16 protein-coding genes are annotated in these 16,154 nt (G+C 71.8%); 13 read left to right on the plus strand and 3 right to left on the minus strand.

Going from position 1 to position 16,154, the window contains the following annotated elements; all coding sequences use genetic code 11:
- Window positions 1–111 precede the first annotated feature (111 nt).
- From ACFYUS_RS23290 to ACFYUS_RS23325, 8 genes are all read left to right on the plus strand, one after another.
- Window positions 112–759: an HAD family hydrolase gene (locus ACFYUS_RS23290; protein WP_388855206.1), complete on the plus strand. Its 648-nt coding sequence runs from the start codon at window positions 112–114 to the stop codon at window positions 757–759.
- A 43-nt stretch (window positions 760–802) separates the two neighbouring features.
- Window positions 803–2,002: an MFS transporter gene (locus tag ACFYUS_RS23295; protein WP_388855209.1), complete on the plus strand. Its 1,200-nt coding sequence runs from the start codon at window positions 803–805 to the stop codon at window positions 2,000–2,002.
- Window positions 1,971–3,146: an acetoin utilization protein AcuC gene (locus tag ACFYUS_RS23300; RefSeq protein ID WP_388855212.1), complete on the plus strand. Its 1,176-nt coding sequence runs from the start codon at window positions 1,971–1,973 to the stop codon at window positions 3,144–3,146. Before ACFYUS_RS23295 ends, ACFYUS_RS23300 begins: the two co-directional genes overlap by 32 nt.
- 94 nt (window positions 3,147–3,240) lie before the next feature.
- Entirely contained in the window at window positions 3,241–4,056 is an 816-nt protein-coding gene (locus ACFYUS_RS23305; RefSeq protein WP_388855215.1) for a phosphatase, read from the plus strand.
- A 130-nt stretch (window positions 4,057–4,186) separates the two neighbouring features.
- Window positions 4,187–4,396 carry a helix-turn-helix domain-containing protein gene (locus ACFYUS_RS23310; RefSeq protein WP_030223786.1) on the plus strand — a complete coding sequence of 70 codons (210 nt, stop codon included), beginning with the start codon at window positions 4,187–4,189 and terminating at the stop codon, window positions 4,394–4,396.
- 164 nt (window positions 4,397–4,560) lie between these two features.
- Window positions 4,561–4,659 carry a 30S ribosomal protein bS22 gene (locus ACFYUS_RS23315; RefSeq protein ID WP_003948845.1) on the plus strand — a complete coding sequence of 33 codons (99 nt, stop codon included), beginning with the start codon at window positions 4,561–4,563 and terminating at the stop codon, window positions 4,657–4,659.
- Between the two features lie 137 nt (window positions 4,660–4,796).
- Window positions 4,797–5,855: an NAD-dependent epimerase/dehydratase family protein gene (locus tag ACFYUS_RS23320; RefSeq protein ID WP_388855218.1), complete on the plus strand. Its 1,059-nt coding sequence runs from the start codon at window positions 4,797–4,799 to the stop codon at window positions 5,853–5,855.
- 15 nt (window positions 5,856–5,870) lie between these two features.
- Window positions 5,871–6,893, plus strand: coding sequence for a lysophospholipid acyltransferase family protein (locus ACFYUS_RS23325; protein ID WP_388855220.1), 1,023 nt, complete (start codon window positions 5,871–5,873; stop codon window positions 6,891–6,893).
- Between the two features lie 84 nt (window positions 6,894–6,977).
- Here ACFYUS_RS23325 and ACFYUS_RS23330 read toward each other — a convergent pair whose 3' ends face one another.
- From ACFYUS_RS23330 to ACFYUS_RS23340, 3 genes are all read right to left on the minus strand, one after another.
- Entirely contained in the window at window positions 6,978–8,222 is a 1,245-nt protein-coding gene (locus ACFYUS_RS23330; RefSeq protein WP_388855223.1) for a DUF5667 domain-containing protein, read from the minus strand.
- Window positions 8,223–8,517: 295 nt separating this feature from the next.
- Window positions 8,518–9,309 (minus strand): ECF subfamily RNA polymerase sigma factor, BldN family, encoded by a 792-nt coding sequence (locus tag ACFYUS_RS23335; protein ID WP_388855226.1) that lies wholly within the window; start codon window positions 9,307–9,309, stop codon window positions 8,518–8,520.
- Window positions 9,310–9,752: 443 nt separating this feature from the next.
- Window positions 9,753–10,700 (minus strand): HAD family hydrolase, encoded by a 948-nt coding sequence (locus ACFYUS_RS23340; protein ID WP_388855229.1) that lies wholly within the window; start codon window positions 10,698–10,700, stop codon window positions 9,753–9,755.
- A 94-nt stretch (window positions 10,701–10,794) separates the two neighbouring features.
- Here ACFYUS_RS23340 and ACFYUS_RS23345 point away from each other — a divergent pair, with 94 nt between their 5' ends.
- From ACFYUS_RS23345 to ACFYUS_RS23365, 5 genes are all read left to right on the plus strand, one after another.
- A complete protein-coding gene (locus ACFYUS_RS23345) occupies window positions 10,795–11,073 on the plus strand; it encodes a glutaredoxin family protein (RefSeq protein WP_388855232.1) in 279 nt (92 codons plus the stop codon).
- Window positions 11,074–11,345: 272 nt separating this feature from the next.
- Window positions 11,346–12,152 carry a redox-sensing transcriptional repressor Rex gene (locus tag ACFYUS_RS23350; protein WP_388855235.1) on the plus strand — a complete coding sequence of 269 codons (807 nt, stop codon included), beginning with the start codon at window positions 11,346–11,348 and terminating at the stop codon, window positions 12,150–12,152.
- Entirely contained in the window at window positions 12,149–13,504 is a 1,356-nt protein-coding gene (locus ACFYUS_RS23355) for a glutamyl-tRNA reductase (RefSeq protein WP_388855238.1), read from the plus strand. Before ACFYUS_RS23350 ends, ACFYUS_RS23355 begins: the two co-directional genes overlap by 4 nt.
- On the plus strand, window positions 13,501–14,487 hold the full coding sequence (hemC, locus tag ACFYUS_RS23360; protein ID WP_388855241.1) for a hydroxymethylbilane synthase: 987 nt from the start codon (window positions 13,501–13,503) through the stop codon (window positions 14,485–14,487). Before ACFYUS_RS23355 ends, hemC begins: the two co-directional genes overlap by 4 nt.
- Window positions 14,484–16,154: a uroporphyrinogen-III synthase gene (locus ACFYUS_RS23365; RefSeq protein ID WP_388855244.1), complete on the plus strand. Its 1,671-nt coding sequence runs from the start codon at window positions 14,484–14,486 to the stop codon at window positions 16,152–16,154. The genes hemC and ACFYUS_RS23365 overlap by 4 nt, the downstream gene beginning before the upstream one ends.

A 16,154-nucleotide genomic window follows, 5' to 3' on the forward strand; every position in this document is an offset into this window, starting at 1 on the left:
GGGGGGACCCTGTGGGAGAGTAGGACGCCGCCGAACAATTTTTAGCCTCAACCCCCGGACTTTGTCCGGGGGTTGAGGCATTTTTGCGTTCCGGACTTTTAGGCTGGAGCCATGCGATATGACTTGATCATCTTCGACAACGACGGTGTGCTCGTGGACAGCGAGCCGATCTCCAACACGCTGTTGGCCGGCTATCTGACGGAGCTCGGGCACCCCACCACGTACGAGGAGTCGGTGCGGGACTACATGGGGTCCGCGATGCACCGCATCCACGAGATGGTGGAGGAGCGGAGCGGGAAGAAGCTGCCCGAGGACTTCGACGACGTCTTCCACGCGCGCGTGTTCGCCGGGTTCGAGGCGGAGTTGGAGGCCGTTCCGGGGGCCGGGGAGGTGCTCAAGGGGCTGGCCGCGGCCGGGGTTCCGTACTGTGTGGCCTCCTCGGGGAGTCATGAGCGGATCCGGGTGGGGCACCGGAAGACCGGGCTCGACGTCCACTTCGGGGACGAGACCGTCTTCAGCGCCGAGGACGTCGGCCGGGGCAAGCCGTGGCCGGACCTGTTCCTGCACGCCGCCGAGCGGATGGGAGTCGCTCCCGAGCGGTGCCTGGTGATCGAGGACAGCGGGCCCGGGGTGCAGGCCGCCCTGGCCGCCGGGATGGACGTGTACGGGTTCACCGCGATGACGCCGGAGGCGAAGCTCGCCGGGGCGAAGGGCTTCTTCGGGCAGATGGACGAGCTTCCCGCGATTTTGGGGATGTGATCCATCTACCCAGCGGTAGTTTCCGGCCGTACGCTGTGCCGCCATGACGGATGCGCGTTTGCGGCGTGGGCGGGGATCCCTGGCGGTCGGTTTCTTCGTGCAGGGGGTCACTTTCGCCCTGCTCGTGACTCGAATACCGGCCATCCAGGACCAGTACGGAATTTCGGACGGGCTGCTGCCGGCCTTCCTGGCGGCGGTCCCGATCCTGGCGGGTGTGGCGAGTGTGGTGACCGAGAAGGTCGTCGCCAGGGTCGGGCCGGCGGTGGTGCTGCGCTGGGCGCAGCCCTTCCTGCTGCTGGCCCTCCTCGCCGTGGGGCTGGGGTCCGGGCTCTGGCAGGCCGCGATCGCGCTGGGGCTCTTCGGGCTGATCGTGGGCGCCCTGGACGCCTCCATGAACATGCTGGGGGTGAGCCTCCAGCAGGCGTACGGGCGGAGCATCATGCTCGGTTTCCACGCCTCGTACAGCCTCGGCGGGATCGCGGGGGCCTCGCTGGCCTGGGTGGGGGCGCACTGGCACCTGTCGCTGTTCACGTCGTACCTGCCGATGGTGGCGGTGGCGCTGCCCGTCGTGCTGGTCGGCAGCCGGTGGTACGTGGCCGGTGGGGACCCCGGGGCCGCTGGGGCGGGGCAGGGGCAGGGGAGCGGTGTCGTCTTCAAGGTGCTGCTGCCGCTCTGCCTCGTGATGACCTTCGCGTACATCGGGGACTCGACGGTCTCCAACTGGAGTGCCAAGTACCTCCAGGACGTGCTCGGCAGCTCGGAGGAGCTGGCGACCGTGCCGTACAACGCGTACATGATGACGACGCTGCTCGGGCGGGCCGTCGGGGACTTCGGGGTGCGGCGCTTCGGGGCCGCCGTGGTCGTGCGTGCGGGGGCGGTGGTCGCGGGGCTCGGGTTCGCGGCGGTCGCGGTGGCTCCGGGGGCCTGGGCGGGGATCGCCGGGTTCACGGTGCTGGGGCTCGGGCTGAGCGTGCTCGTGCCGCAGACCTTCGCCGCGGCGGGGCGGTTGTTCCCGGGGGCGAGCGACGCGGCGGTCGCGCGGCTCAACGTCTTCAACTACGTGGGATTCCTCGTGGGGTCGCCGCTGGTGGGGGCGCTCGGGGACGCGTGGAGCTACCGGGGGGCCATGCTGGTGCCGATGGTGCTGGTCCTGGTGACGGTGGTGTACGCCACGTCGTTCGGCACGCGAAAGGCCCGATACGGTGGCGGGCATGAGCAGCCGCGCACTGTTGATGTGGGATGAAGCTGTCACGCGGTACGACTTCGGGTCCGAGCACCCGATGGATCCGGTACGGCTCGCGCTGACGATGTCGCTGGTCCGGGCCTACGGGCTCGACCGGGCGGTGGACGTGGTGGCCGCGAAGCCGGCGGGGGACTCGACGCTGCGGCTCGTGCACCGCGAGGACTATGTGGCGGCGGTGCGGGCGGCCTCGGCGGACCCGCGCCGGGCCGACCAGTCGTACGGGCTCGGCACGGCCGACGATCCGGCGTTCGCCGGGATGCACGAGGTGTCGGCGCTGATCGCCGGGCAGTCGGTGGGCGCGGCGGAGGCGATCTGGCGCGGGGAGGCCGCGCACGCGGTGAACTTCGCCGGCGGGCTGCACCACGCCATGCCGGGGGCGGCCTCCGGCTTCTGCATCTACAACGACGCCTCGCTCGCCATCGCCCGGCTGCTCGAACTGGGGGCGGAGCGGGTCGCGTACGTGGATGTGGACGTGCACCACGGGGACGGGGTGCAGGCGGCGTTCTGGGAGGACCCGCGGGTTCTGACGGTGTCGCTGCACGAGCATCCGCGGACGCTGTTCCCGCAGACGGGCTGGCCGGAGGAGACCGGCGCGGCGGGGGCCGGTGAGGGCGGGGCCGTGAACGTGGCGCTGCCGGCGGGGACGGGGGACGCGGGGTGGCTGCGGGCCTTCCACGCGGTCGTACCGGAGCTGATCGCGGACTTCCGGCCGCAGGTCCTGGTGACGCAGCACGGGGCGGACACGCACTTCGAGGATCCGCTGGCGCACCTGGCGGTGTCGCTGGACGCGCAGCGGGCGGTGCAGGAGGCCTGTCACGAGCTGGCGCACGCGCACGCGGACGGGCGCTGGCTGGCGCTCGGCGGTGGCGGGTACGCGGTGGTGGACGTCGTGCCGCGGTCGTGGACGCATCTGGTGGGGATCGCGGCGCACGCCCCGGTGGACCCGGAGTCGGTGATCCCGGCGTCCTGGCGGGACGAGGCGTACGCGCGGACCCGGCAGCCGGGGCCGGCGCGGATGACGGACGGGCGGTGGCCGGTGGGCTTCCGGGGCTGGGACGAGGGGTACGACCCGGCGGACCGGCTCGACCAGGCGGTGCTCGCGACGCGGAAGGCGGCCTTCCCGCTGCGGGGGCTGCTGGCCTGAGGGAGAGGGAACGTTCTCCCGGGTGTTACGCCGACGGTGGGGTGTCCGGGAGGTTTGGATCCCGGGGCGGTGGTGTTCCGGCAGCATCGGACGGGTGTTGACTTCCGGGGCGCTGCGGGCGCATCTGTTGGCGGCGGGGTTGGCGGGCACGGTGGCGACCTCGCGGGAGGAAAACCTGCGGAGCTACCGGCTGTTCGCCGCGCGTGATCCGCGGGTGCTGCTCGGTCTCGACCCGGCGTGGGGGTGGGACGAGGCCGGTCTGCTGCGGCTGATGGCCGACAAGTGCGGGGTGTCGGGGGATCCGGCGCACCGGTCGGGGCCGGACGTCATCGATCCGGAGCGTACGGTGCGGGGCCTCGACGCCTTCGCGGCGCGGCTCGGCGCGGCGGCGGCGCGGCGGGTTCCGGTGCTCCTCGGGACGGGGCATCCGCACCGTCTGCTCGGTTTCTACGTCGCTCTCGCAGACGCCTTGTCGGCGGCGGGATGTCTTGTTCTCACCCCGGCGCAGGGGCGATGTGTCGACATAACGACCCGGTTCGGTCTACGCACGTACCTCCTCGACTACGTACGGGGGGTCGCGCTGGTACGGGAACCCGGCCCGCCCGGAGAGGGGCGCGTACCAGGGGCGCACTCCCATTCGCCGCTGCCGGTCAGGGCCGTCCTGGAGAGCGCGGCCGAGGGCGGCGGGCCGCTGCCGGAGCTCGTGGTGGGGGACCACGGATGGGTCTGCGGGGCAGGTCAGCTGGGTATCGAGGCCATCGGTCTCGCCGATACGGACGATCCCGCGCTGTTCGTCGGAGAGGCCGAGGGGCAGGTGTCGGTGGCCGTTCCGCTCGACGACGGCGTCCGCTCCGCCTCGTACCTCCCGCTGACGCGCTATGTACTCAATCGAGCGTGTCTGTCACGGTAAACGGCCGATGGCAGCTCCTCTTCCCCACTCGTACCACCCGCCCCTAGTCTGGAGAGTGAGCGCTCGGCGACGAAGAGTCACCGGAGGGGAAGCCGGTGGGCGTCGCGGCGGAAGGTACAGGTGGTGGGTCATGGCTGCTGGAGATCGACCTCTCAACGAGGTCAAGTTTCTGACCGTGGCGGAAGTCGCCTCGGTGATGCGCGTGTCGAAGATGACCGTGTACCGCTTGGTGCACAGCGGTCATCTGCCGGCGATCCGGGTGGGCAGGTCCTTCCGGGTGCCGGAGCAGGCGGTTCACGAGTACCTGCGGGAGTCCTTCGTGGGGGTGGGGACCGCGTAGCGAGCGCGCGGGCTGAACACAGGGAGAGCTCCGTGCGGCCCTCGGATTACAACGTCGGCGCTCATGCCGGTAGGCTAGGCCGACGTAGGTCGTGTGGGCCCAGACGCCCCGCACCGATCCCCGCCGGGAGGCGGGGATGTTCCGAGAAGTGAGCGAGGGTAGTCGTGGGCTCTGTTATCAAGAAGCGGCGCAAGCGGATGGCGAAGAAGAAGCACCGCAAGCTGCTCAAGCGCACGCGCGTTCAGCGTCGCAACAAGAAGTAAGGCGACCGCTGCTTCGCAGCGTTTGTGCGTCAGCGTGGCCCTCCACCGTTCGCGGTGGAGGGCCACGCTTTTATCCCGTGGAAATGTCGAGGCGCTACGGTGTCGACCAACGGGAGTGACGGACGGAAGGCGCTGCTGTGGGCAAGGTCGTGCTCGTCACCGGTGCCGCCCGGCATCTGGGCGGTCGCTTCGTGCGGCGGATCCAGCGGGACCCGGAAGTGGAGCGGGTGATCGCCGTGGACGCGGTCGCCCCCGCGCACCAGCTCGGCGCCGCCGAGTTCGTACGGGCGGACATCCGCCGGCCCGAGATCGCCAAGGTCCTCGCCGAACACGACGTCGACACGGTCGTCCACCTGGACGTCACCGGTACGGCCCTCGGCGGCGGCGGACGGACGTCGGTCAAGGAGACCAACGTCATCGGCACCATGCAGCTCCTCGGCGCCTGCCAGAAGTCGCCGCGGATCGCACGCCTGGTGATCAAGTCCAGTACGAGCGTCTACGGCTCCGCGCCCCGGGACCCGGCCGTCTTCACCGAGACGACGCCCGCGAAGTCCCTGCCGAGCGGCGGCTTCGCGAAGGACGCCGTCGAGGTCGAGGGATACGTCCGGGGCTTCGCCCGGCGCCGGCCGGACGTGGCGGTGTGCGTCCTGCGGTTCGCGAACATCCTCGGGCCCCGGATCGACTCCCCGCTCGCCGAGTACCTGGCGCTGCCCGTGCTGCCGACCGTCCTCGGCTACGACCCGCGGCTGCAGTTCGTCCACGAGGACGACGTCATCGACGTCCTGCGCCTGGCGGCCCACGAGCCCCGCAGGGCGACCCAGAACAGCGGCACGTTCAACGTGGCCGGGGACGGGGTGCTGCTGCTCTCCCAGTGCGCGCGGCGCCTCGGGCGCCCGACGGTCCCGGTGCTGCTGCCCGCCGTCACCTGGGTGGGCACCGCGCTGCGCACGGTCGGGATCACCGACTTCGCGCCCGAGCAGATCCGGCTGCTCACGCACGGCCGGGTCGTCTCGACCGTCCAGACGCGCGAGGTGTTCGGCTTCTCGCCGCGCTACTCGACGGCGGAGGCGCTCGCGGACTTCGCGCGGGGCCGGGGGCCGGGGCTGCTGCCGCCCGAGCTGCTCGCCGGGGCGGTGGACCGGCTCGCCGGGCACCTCGCCCCCACTGACGCTTCCACCCTTCACCACGGCGCCTGAGGAGACCCGACTGCGATGGCGGACGCCAAGGTCATTCCGTTCGACGACGACCGCTCACGGGCCCGCCGAAGGCCCGCCAGGGCCGACGGCGAGGCGGCGGCCGTACGGGCCCTGCCGGGGCCCAAGGAGACGCCGGAGCCCGGCCCGGCGGCCCAGGAGCCCGAGCAGGCGGAGGAGCCCGGGACACCGGCCGGCGGCAGCGGCTGGGAGCGGCGGCTCGCGGGCGGGCTCGCGTTCCTGCGGCGGCGGATCACCGGCGAGTACGAGGTCGACGAGTTCGGCTACGACGAGGAGCTCACCGACCAGGTCCTGATGTCCCTGCTGCGCCCGCTGTACGAGAAGTACTTCCGGGTGGAGGTGAAGGGCATCGAGAACATCCCGGCCGAGGGCGGGGCCCTGATCGTCGCCAACCACTCCGGGACCGTGCCGCTGGACGGGCTGATGATGCAGGTCGCCGTCCACGACAACCATCCGGCCGGGCGGCACCTGCGGCTGCTCGCCGCCGACCTCGTCTTCGTCCTGCCCGTCGTCAACGAGCTGGCCCGCAAGGCGGGGCACACGCTGGCCTGCGCGGAGGACGCGGAGCGGCTGCTGCGCGCCGGCGAGATCGTCGGGGTGATGCCGGAGGGCTTCAAGGGCATCGGGAAGCCCTTCGGGGAGCGGTACAAGCTCCAGCGGTTCGGGCGGGGCGGCTTCGTCTCGACGGCGCTGCGGGCCGGGGTGCCGATCGTGCCCTGCTCGATCGTGGGCGCGGAGGAGATATACCCGATGCTCGGGAACGCCAAGACGCTGGCGCGGGTGCTCGGTTTCCCGTACTTCCCGCTCACCCCGACCTTCCCCTGGCTGGGGCCGCTCGGCGCGCTGCCGCTGCCGACGAAGTGGACGATCCAGTTCGGCGAGCCGATCCCGACGGACTCGTACGCGCCGGAGGCGGCGGAGGACCCGATGCTGATGTTCAACCTGACGGACCAGGTCCGGGAGCAGATCCAGCACACGCTGTACAAGTTGTTGGTGCAGAGGCGGTCGGTGTTCTTCTGAGTCGTGTTCTTCTGGGCCCTGTGCTTTTGCGTCATGGCGTGAAGAAGGGGCGCCCCCCGTCCGTGGGGGCGCCCCTTCTTCTTGCTAGCGAGCGTCCTCGCTGTCGATGCCGAGGCCTGGAAGGAGGCCCGGCAGGAGTGGCGGAAGGGTCACGTCCGGCATGTCCGGGGGCGACTGGCCCTCGGCGGGGGCCGTCGGTGTGCCCGTCGGGGAGGGCTTGAGCAGGCCGCCGGTGCCGCCGAGGAGGCCGTCCTCCTCGGGCGAGCCGGTGCCGCCGGTCGCGCTCGGGCTCGCTCCGGTGCTGGGCCCGGACGGGCGCGGCGGGGCGGAGTGGCTGCCCGAGGGGGAGGACTGCGGGCCGGTCGGCGGACTCTGGGTGTCCGCGCCCTGGGTGCCCTGTGGGGCGCCGGGCCTGCTGCGCGGACCCTCGGAGCCGACCACGCCCCTCTCGGGGGTGCGGGGGAGCACCGACTGGAGCGGCTCGACCTCTTCGTCTATGGCGTCGAAGACGTCCGTGACCTCGCTGCCGACGTCCGCGAGCTGGACGGGGAGCCGGTCGCGGAGGCCGTTCCAGGTGTCCCGGTGGGCCTGGGCGAAGGAGTTGAGCCGGGCCATGGCCCCGAGCTCGCCGTCCCGCTCGTACGCCTCGTGGAGCAGCCGGTGGCCCTCGGCGGCGTCGTGCTTCATCCCGCCCAGGACGCGGCGGATCTCGGCGAGGGACTCGTGGTCGAGGTCCCCGGCGCGGCCGCGCTCCATGAGGCGGCGGGCCTCGCTGAGGCGGGTGGAGGCCTGGTCGAGGTAGATGCCGCCGCGGTCCGCGTCGTCGTCCGCCATGCCCAGCTTGATGTCCTCCATGCCCCGCTTGAGCCCGTAGAGCGAGTCACCGGGGAGGGCGTCGGAGCTGGCAGCGGCCACTCCGCCGAAGGCGCCCGCCGCCACACCGACCGTGAGGCCGCCGGCGGCCAGGCCCTTGGTCCAGCGGGAGCGGGGGCGCAGTTTCCGGAGCGGGGACGCCCGGTGGGCTCCCTTGCCCACGGACGTCCGCTGCTCCGGCACCGTAGGGCCCCCGGCAGCGCTCCCCTCCATGAGCATCGCTTCCATGGCGGCGACGAGCTGGGCTCGCTGCACCACCTTGACCTCGGGGTCGAGCTGTGGCTTCGGTAGCTCGCCGAGGCCGTTCGCCAAGGCCAACAGCCGCCCCTGCTCGGCGGGTTCGGCCGGTTCCGCCGGGGCCTCGGGCTGTTCGGCCGCCGCGTCCTCGGACGCCCGGTCCTCCAGGGCCTGGGCGAAGGCGTTCGCCCGCCGGTGTGCCGATACGTTCGCGATCACTGGCGGCACCTCCTCTCGTCATGACGGTCGACTCCCCGGGGTGTCCGGAAGGTTGCACGCCTTGAGCACATCCACACGAAAGAGTGAGTGGCTGTGGACATGGCGTGACCACAGGGAGCCTGCATCCCGCACAACGAGCGGCGCGGCACTTGGGTTACGCGCGAAAGATGATCGGACCAGTGCGTCATCGAGTCGTCACCGACTGTGAGTTGGGCTGGGGTAGGGGGTGTGGGGGAACCGGGGGCGTGGGGGCGCGGCCCGGGACAGGGGGGTGCGTGTGGGGGGCGCGGAGCGGTCAGCGGGCGTCGTCCGGGAGGAGGCGGGCCAGGGTGCGGACGGCCCGGTACTGGAGGGTCTTGATCGCGCCCTCGTTCTTGCCCATGACCCGGGCGGTCTCGGCGACCGAGAGGCCCTGGAGGAAGCGCAGGGTCACGCACTCCTGCTGCTGGGGGTTGAGGCGGCGGACCGCGTCGAGGAGTGCGGCGTTGGAGAGCGACTCCAGGACGGAGTCCTCCGGGCTGCGCTCGACCTCGTTGGCGTCGAGCATCTCGCCCGTGGTGACTTCCAGGCGGAAGCGGCTGGACTTGAAGTGGTCGGCGACCAGGTTCCGCGCGATGGTGACGAGCCAGGCGCCGAAGTCGCGGCCCTGCCAGGTGAAGGTGGAGATCCGGCGCAGGGCGCGCAGGAAGGTCTCGCTGGTGAGGTCCTCCGCCGTCGCCTTCCCGCCGACCCGGTAGTAGATGTAGCGGTAGACCGTGTCGCTGTACTGGTCGTACAGGCGGCCGAAGGCCTCGGCCTCGCCCGCCTGGGCGCGCTCGACGAGGTCCATCATGCGGGCGCTGTCGCTGTCCGCGGTGGGGCGGCGGGTGGTGGTCGAGGTTCCGGAGCCGGAGCGGGCGCCGCGTCTGCTCACGGCGGCGCCGCCCTCGGCCAGGGCGTAGCAAGGGCCGACGGGTGCCGGTGCGGCGAAGGCGAAGGCGGGGACAGGGCCGGCGTACGCGGTGGGGACGAAGCCGCGCAAGTGGTCGAGGACCGTTGCGCGCAGCGTAGCCAGGCCCGAGGTGTCAACCCCGACGTGTGGGTACACGGGACTCCCAGAGGCAGAGCTTCCATCACGTGCAGTGCGGGACCGTTCACCCGTCGTGGCGACGTGAGGGGTCCTTTGTGCGTCTGAGGAGAATAACGCTTCGTACAGGCGGCACTACACCCAGTTGCTCAAATCGCCGGTTCCGTCGTATCTGTTACTGCTTGTAGTCGCATCAAGGCGCGGTTTGGGGCCGGTTGTTGATCGGTTTGCTTCCGAGTGTGATTGCGCGGGCGATGCGTTGTGCTCAAGTGCGGGACGGGTGAGTGATCCGGGCCGCTGCGGGGTAAGGAGTGCGGAATGCCCGGGAGTCGACCTGTGCGGGGCTGTTCGACCACGGACGGGTGAGTGCGCCTGGTCCGGGGTTGTCGCAGATGATCGCAGCCGAAACGTATCGGCAGGATCCTCCCGGGAACGCCGGTGCCGCCGGCGGTGTCGGGGCGGTGTCAGCGGCGGCGGCGGTGCAGGGCGACCGCCGCGGCGGTGCCGCCGGCCAGCGCCCCCAGACCCGCGGCGGCGGGGATGCCGACCTTGGCGGCCTTGCGGCCGGTCCGGTAGTCGCGCAGCCGCCAGTCCCGGTCCTTCGCGTGCTTGCGGAGCTTGGCGTCCGGGTTGATCGCGTACGGGTGCCCCACCAGCGACAGCATCGGGATGTCGTTGTGCGAGTCGCTGTACGCGGCGCAGCGCCCCAGGTCGAGGCCCTCGGCGGCGGCGAGGGCCCGTACCGCCTCGGCCTTGGCCGGCCCGTGCAGGGGCTCGCCGACCAGCTTGCCCGTGTAGATCCCGTCGATCGACTCGGCGACCGTGCCGAGCGCACCGGTCAGGCCGAGCCGGCGGGCGATGATCGTGGCCGTCTCGACCGGGGCGGCCGTGACCAGCCAGACCTTCTGGCCGGCGTCCAGGTGGGCCTGGGCGAGGCCGCGGGTCCCCGGCCAGATGCGGTCGGCCATGTACTCGTCGTAGATCTCCTCGCCGATCGACATCAGTTCGGAGACGCGGTGGCCCTTGACGATGGACAGGGCGCTGTCGCGGGCGTCCTGCATGTGCTCGGGGTCCTCGACGCCGGCGAGCCGGAACCAGGCCTGCTGCCAGGCGAAGCGCGCGAGTTCACGGCGCTGGAAGAACTTCCGCTTGTACAGGCCGCGACCGAAGTGGAAGATCGCGGCGCCCTGCATCACGGTGTTGTCGAGATCGAAGAAGGCGGCGGCCTTCGCGTCGCCGGGCACCGGGAATTCCGGTTCCGCGGGCGCGACTTCCTCGGCGGCGGCCTCCTCGCGCTCCTGTTCCAGCTGGAGCGAGGACTTGCGCGCCGCCTCGGCGGCGGCCTCGCCTGCCAGGACGCTGCGCGCGGTGGCGGAGCGCCTACGGGGGGTGAGCCATCCCAGAGCGGCCATGCCGTTGAGCATAGCCAGTCTGTTCGGTACTTCCCGACTTGTGAGGATGCCGTCGTGTGAACAGTGGGGTACTCCACTGTTACCCGGCGCCAGAATGGACGCCATGTTCGGACGTGTGAAGAAGAAGGACGCCGCCTCGCGGACCGTCACGCTGATCGGCAAGCCGGGATGTCACCTCTGCGACGACGCCCGCGCGGTGATCGAGGCCGTGTGCGCGGAGACCGGGGCATCCTGGGAGGAGAAGGACATCACCCGGGACGAGGAGCTCCACCGGGCGTACTGGGAGCAGATCCCCGTCGTCCTCGTCGACGGCGAGCAGCACACCTTCTGGCGCGTGGACGCCGGCCGGCTCCGGCGCGAACTGGGTGCGTGACCGAAAGACGGCTACCATCATGGACGTTTTGTTGGGCTTCGGGGGCGGTTTCGTGAGGAGAGTGTGCGGCTTTGCCCCCTTCGGGTTCTCAACGCGCTGACACGCTCCGCGGTTCCGGGACGATACGAACCGGCCGCGTGACCCCGGTCACTTTGGGCAGACAAAACGGACACCATCTTTGTGCACGCGTTCACAAAGACATAGCCTGCATTCGACGGGGCGGTCGTGTGACGTATGGCCGCCTGCAGCCCCGCTCATCCCGCAGGAGCACCGTGGCAACTGGCCGAACTCACCGACCGGCGACCCGTAGCCGAGGAATTCCCGAGGCCACCGTCGCCCGGCTTCCGCTGTATCTGCGCGCACTCACCGCGCTCTCGGAGCGCTCCGTACCCACGGTCTCCTCCGAGGAGCTCGCGGCCGCGGCGGGGGTCAACTCCGCGAAGCTGCGCAAGGACTTCAGCTACCTCGGCTCGTACGGCACCCGCGGTGTCGGCTACGACGTCGAGTACCTCGTCTACCAGATCTCCCGTGAGCTGGGGCTCACCCAGGACTGGCCCGTCGTCATCGTCGGCATCGGAAACCTCGGCGCGGCCCTCGCCGGCTACGGCGGCTTCGCCTCCCGGGGCTTCCGCGTCGCCGCGCTCATCGACGCCGACCCCGCCATGACCGGCAAGCCGGTCGCCGGGATCCCCGTCCAGCACAGCGACGACCTGGAGAAGATCGTCAGCGAGGACGGCGTCTCCATCGGCGTCATCGCGACCCCGGCCGGCGTCGCCCAGCAGGTCTGCGACCGGCTCGTGGCCGCCGGAGTCACCTCCATCCTGAACTTCGCCCCGACCGTGCTCTCCGTGCCCGACGGCGTGGACGTGCGCAAGGTGGACCTCTCCATCGAGCTCCAGATCCTCGCCTTCCACGAGCAGCGCAAGGCCGGCGAGGAGACGAGCACCGACGAGGGACACGGCACGGGCCACGAGCCCGAGCCCGCCGCGGCCGTCGTGCCGCCGGCCCCCCGTGGCATCACGGACACCACCGGTCGCAAGGGACCCGACGGGGACGTCCCCGCGGTGATGCCGGCATGAGCCTCCTCGTCGTCGGACTGAGCCACCGCAGCGCCCCGGTCTCCATCCTGGAGCGGGCCTCGCTGCCGGCGGACACCCAGGCCAAGCTCCTCCAGGACACCCTCGCCGCCGAACCGGCCGCCGAGGCCACCGTCCTCGCCACCTGCAACCGCATCGAGCTCTACGCCGACGTGGACAAGTTCCACGCCGGGGTCGCCGAGCTGTCCACGCTCCTCGCCCAGCACAGCGGCGTCGGCCTGGACGAGCTCACTCCTTATCTCTATGTGCACTACGAGGACCGGGCCGTCCACCACCTCTTCTCGGTGGCCTGCGGACTCGACTCCATGGTCGTCGGCGAGGGCCAGATCCTCGGCCAGATCAAGGACACCCTCGCCCTCGGCCAGGACCTCCACACCGCGGGACGCCTCCTCAACGACCTGTTCCAGCAGGCCCTGAGGGTCGGCAAGCGCGCCCACAGCGAGACCGGGATCGACCGGGCCGGGCAGTCGCTCGTCACCTTCGGCCTGGAGCAGCTCGCGCAGGACACCGACGTCGAGACCTGGGCCAAGGGCAAGAAGGCCCTCGTCATCGGCGCCGGCTCGATGTCCTCGCTCGCCGCCGCCACCCTCGCGCGCTCCGGCGTCTCCGAGATCGTCATCGCCAACCGCACCCTGGCCCGCGCCGAGCGGCTCGCGCAGATCCTGGGCGAGCCCGGCGGCACGGGAGTCGTCGCACGCGCGGCCGAGATGGTTGCCGTCGGCGACGAACTGACACGTGCCGACGTCGTCGTCTCCTGCACCGGCGCCACCGGACTCGTCCTCACCGGCGAGGCCGTCGAGGACGCCGCACGCGGCCGCAGGAACCCGCTCTTCCTCCTCGACCTCGCCATGCCCCGCGACATCGACGCCGCCGCCCACCGCATCCCCGGTGTCCGGCTCGTCGACATCGAATCGCTCGCCGAGGCCTCCGCCGACGCGCCCATGGCCGCCGACGTCGACCGGGTCCGGGGCATCGTCTCCGACGAGGTCGCCGCCTTCGGCGCCGCCCAGCGCGCCGCCCACATCACCCCGACCGTCGTCGCCCTGCGCACCATGGCCGCCGAAGTGGTCGCGGGCGAGGTCGCCCGCCTCGAGGGCCGCCTCCCCGACCTCGACGACAAGCAGCGCGCCGAGATCACCCAGACCGTGCGCCGCGTGGTCGACAAGCTCCTGCACGCGCCGACCGTGCGGGTCAAGCAGCTGGCCAGCGAGCCCGGCGGCGCCGGGTACGCGGACGCGCTGCGGACACTCTTCGACCTCGACCCGGAGACGGTGGCTTCCGTCAGCCGGGCCGACCTGAATGACGCCGACGTCAAGAACCGAGGGCGAGTATGACCGAGAGGGCACTGAGGCTCGGGACCAGGCGCAGCAAGCTCGCCATGGCCCAGTCCGGGCACGTGGCCGACGCGGTCCGGCAGCTGACCGGCCGGCCCGTCGAGCTCGTGGAGATCACGACGTACGGGGACACCTCCCGGGAGCACCTCGCGCAGATCGGCGGCACCGGCGTCTTCGTCGCCGCCCTGCGCGACGCGCTGCTCGCCGGCGAGGTCGACTTCGCCGTGCACTCCCTGAAGGACCTGCCGACCACCCGGCACCCCGACCTGGTGCTGGCCGCGATCCCGCCGCGCGAGGACCCGCGCGACGTACTGATCACGGGCGAGGGCCTCACGCTGGACACGCTGCCCCAGGGCGCGCGCGTCGGCACCGGCTCCCCGCGACGCATGGCCCAGCTCCACGCGTACGCACGCAACCACGGCCTCGACATCACCTGCGTCCCCATCCGCGGCAACGTCGACACCCGCGTCGGCTACGTCCGCAAGGGCGAGCTGGACGCCGTCGTCCTGGCCGCGGCCGGACTCAACCGCATCGGCGGAACCGACGAGCTCCTCGGCGGCCTGTCCGCCGAGCCGCTGGCCGTCGACACCGTCCTGCCCGCCCCCGGCCAGGGGGCCCTGGCCGTCGAATGCCTGGCGTCGAACACCGAACTCGTCGCCGCGCTCGCGCAGCTCGACGACCCGCACACGCGGGCCGCCGTGACCGCCGAGCGATCCCTGCTCGCCGCCCTGGAGGCCGGCTGCTCCGCACCCGTGGGTGCGCTGGCCGACCTGCTGGCCGACGACCCCGGTCACGGGCAGGTTGTCACCGAAATGCGCCTGCGCGGCGTCGTCGGCACCACCGACGGTTCCACGCTGGTGCAGCTGTCCACCACCGGTCCCGTACCCACCTCGCACGACGAGGCGATGGCGCTCGGACGCGAACTCGCGGACGAGATGCTCGCCAAGGGTGCGGCTGGTCTTATGGGGGAGCGAGCACTTTGAACCCCACCCGCCCGACCACAAGCCCTGTGTCCCCGGCCTTCACCGGCCACGGGCACGTCACCTTCCTCGGCGCAGGCCCCGGCGACCCCGGACTGCTGACCCTCAGGGCCGTCGAAGCCCTGTCGGGAGCGGACGTCCTGATCGCCGAGCCGGAGGTCCTCGACGTCGTTCGCTGCCACGCGCGCGCGGGGGTGAGCACGCCTGAACTGACGGTTGTTGACGAGGCGTCAACAACCGCCGGTGTCCCCGTGTTGAGGGATGCGGCCAATCTTGTCATGGAGGCCGCGCGCGGCGGCAGGCGGGTCGTCCGTGCGGTGACCGGCGACCCCGGCCTCGACGGGAACGCCGGAGCCGAGATGCTCGCCTGCGCCGCCGAGGGCATCCCCTTCGAGGTCGTCCCCGGCGTCGCCACCGCCGTCGGCGTGCCCGCGTACGCCGGCGTACCGCTGCGCGACGCGCACGGCACCGACGTGCGCTTCGTCGACGCCCGCACCGCCGACGAGCGGTGCTGGGCCGAGGTCGGCGCCTCCGACGGGACCGTGGTCGTCTCCACGTCCCTGGACGCGGTCGCGGCGGCGGCCGGTGAACTGGTGGCGGCTGGCCGTAAGCCGGACACCCCCCTCACCGTGACCATCGCCGGCACGACCACCCGCCAGCGCACCTGGAACGCGACCCTCGGGACGATCGCCCAGGTCTTCAAGCAGGGCAAGGTCCTCCCCTCGCCCGAGGGCCACCGGCCGGTCATAGCCGTGGTCGGCGAGCGCAGCGCCCCGGCGCAGCGGGACCAGCTGTCGTGGTTCGAGTCCAAGCCCCTCTTCGGGTGGCGGGTCCTCGTGCCGCGCACCAAGGAACAGGCCGCGTCGCTCTCCGACCAGCTGCGCTCGTACGGCGCCGTGCCGCACGAGGTCCCGACCATCGCCGTCGAGCCGCCGCGCACCCCGCAGCAGATGGAGCGGGCGGTCAAGGGCCTCGTCACCGGCCGCTACGAGTGGATCGCCTTCACCTCGGTCAACGCCGTCAAGGCCGTGCGCGAGAAGTTCGAGGAGTACGGGCTCGACGCCCGCGCCTTCGCCGGGATCAAGGTCGCGGCGGTGGGCGAGCAGACCGCCGCCGCTCTGGTGGACTTCGGCGTCAAGCCGGACCTCGTGCCGTCGGGCGAGCAGTCCGCGGCGGGGCTGCTGGAGGACTGGCCGCCGTACGACCCGGTCTTCGACCCGATCGACCGCGTCTTCCTGCCGCGCGCCGACATCGCGACCGAGACCCTCGTCGCCGGGCTCATCGAGCTCGGCTGGGAGGTCGACGACGTCACCGCCTACCGGACCGTACGCGCCTCGCCGCCGCCGGCGGACACGCGCGAGGCGATCAAGGGCGGCGGCTTCGACGCCGTTCTGTTCACGTCGTCCTCGACCGTGCGGAACCTGGTCGGCATCGCCGGCAAGCCGCACAACGTCACCGTCATCGCCTGCATCGGGCCCGCCACCGCGAAGACCGCGGAGGAGCACGGGCTCCGCGTCGACGTGCTCTCGCCCGAGCCCTCCGTCCACAAGCTCGCCGAGGCGCTGGCCGACTTCGGTCTGCGGCGCCGGGAGTCCGCGCTGGAGGCGGGGGACCCGGTGACCAGGCCGAGCGAGCGACGGCCGGGGGCGCGGAGGCGTCGGACGACGTAG

Source organism: Streptomyces sp. NPDC004284 (genome assembly GCF_042874035.1).
Taxonomy (GTDB): Bacteria; Actinomycetota; Actinomycetes; order Streptomycetales; family Streptomycetaceae; genus Streptomyces.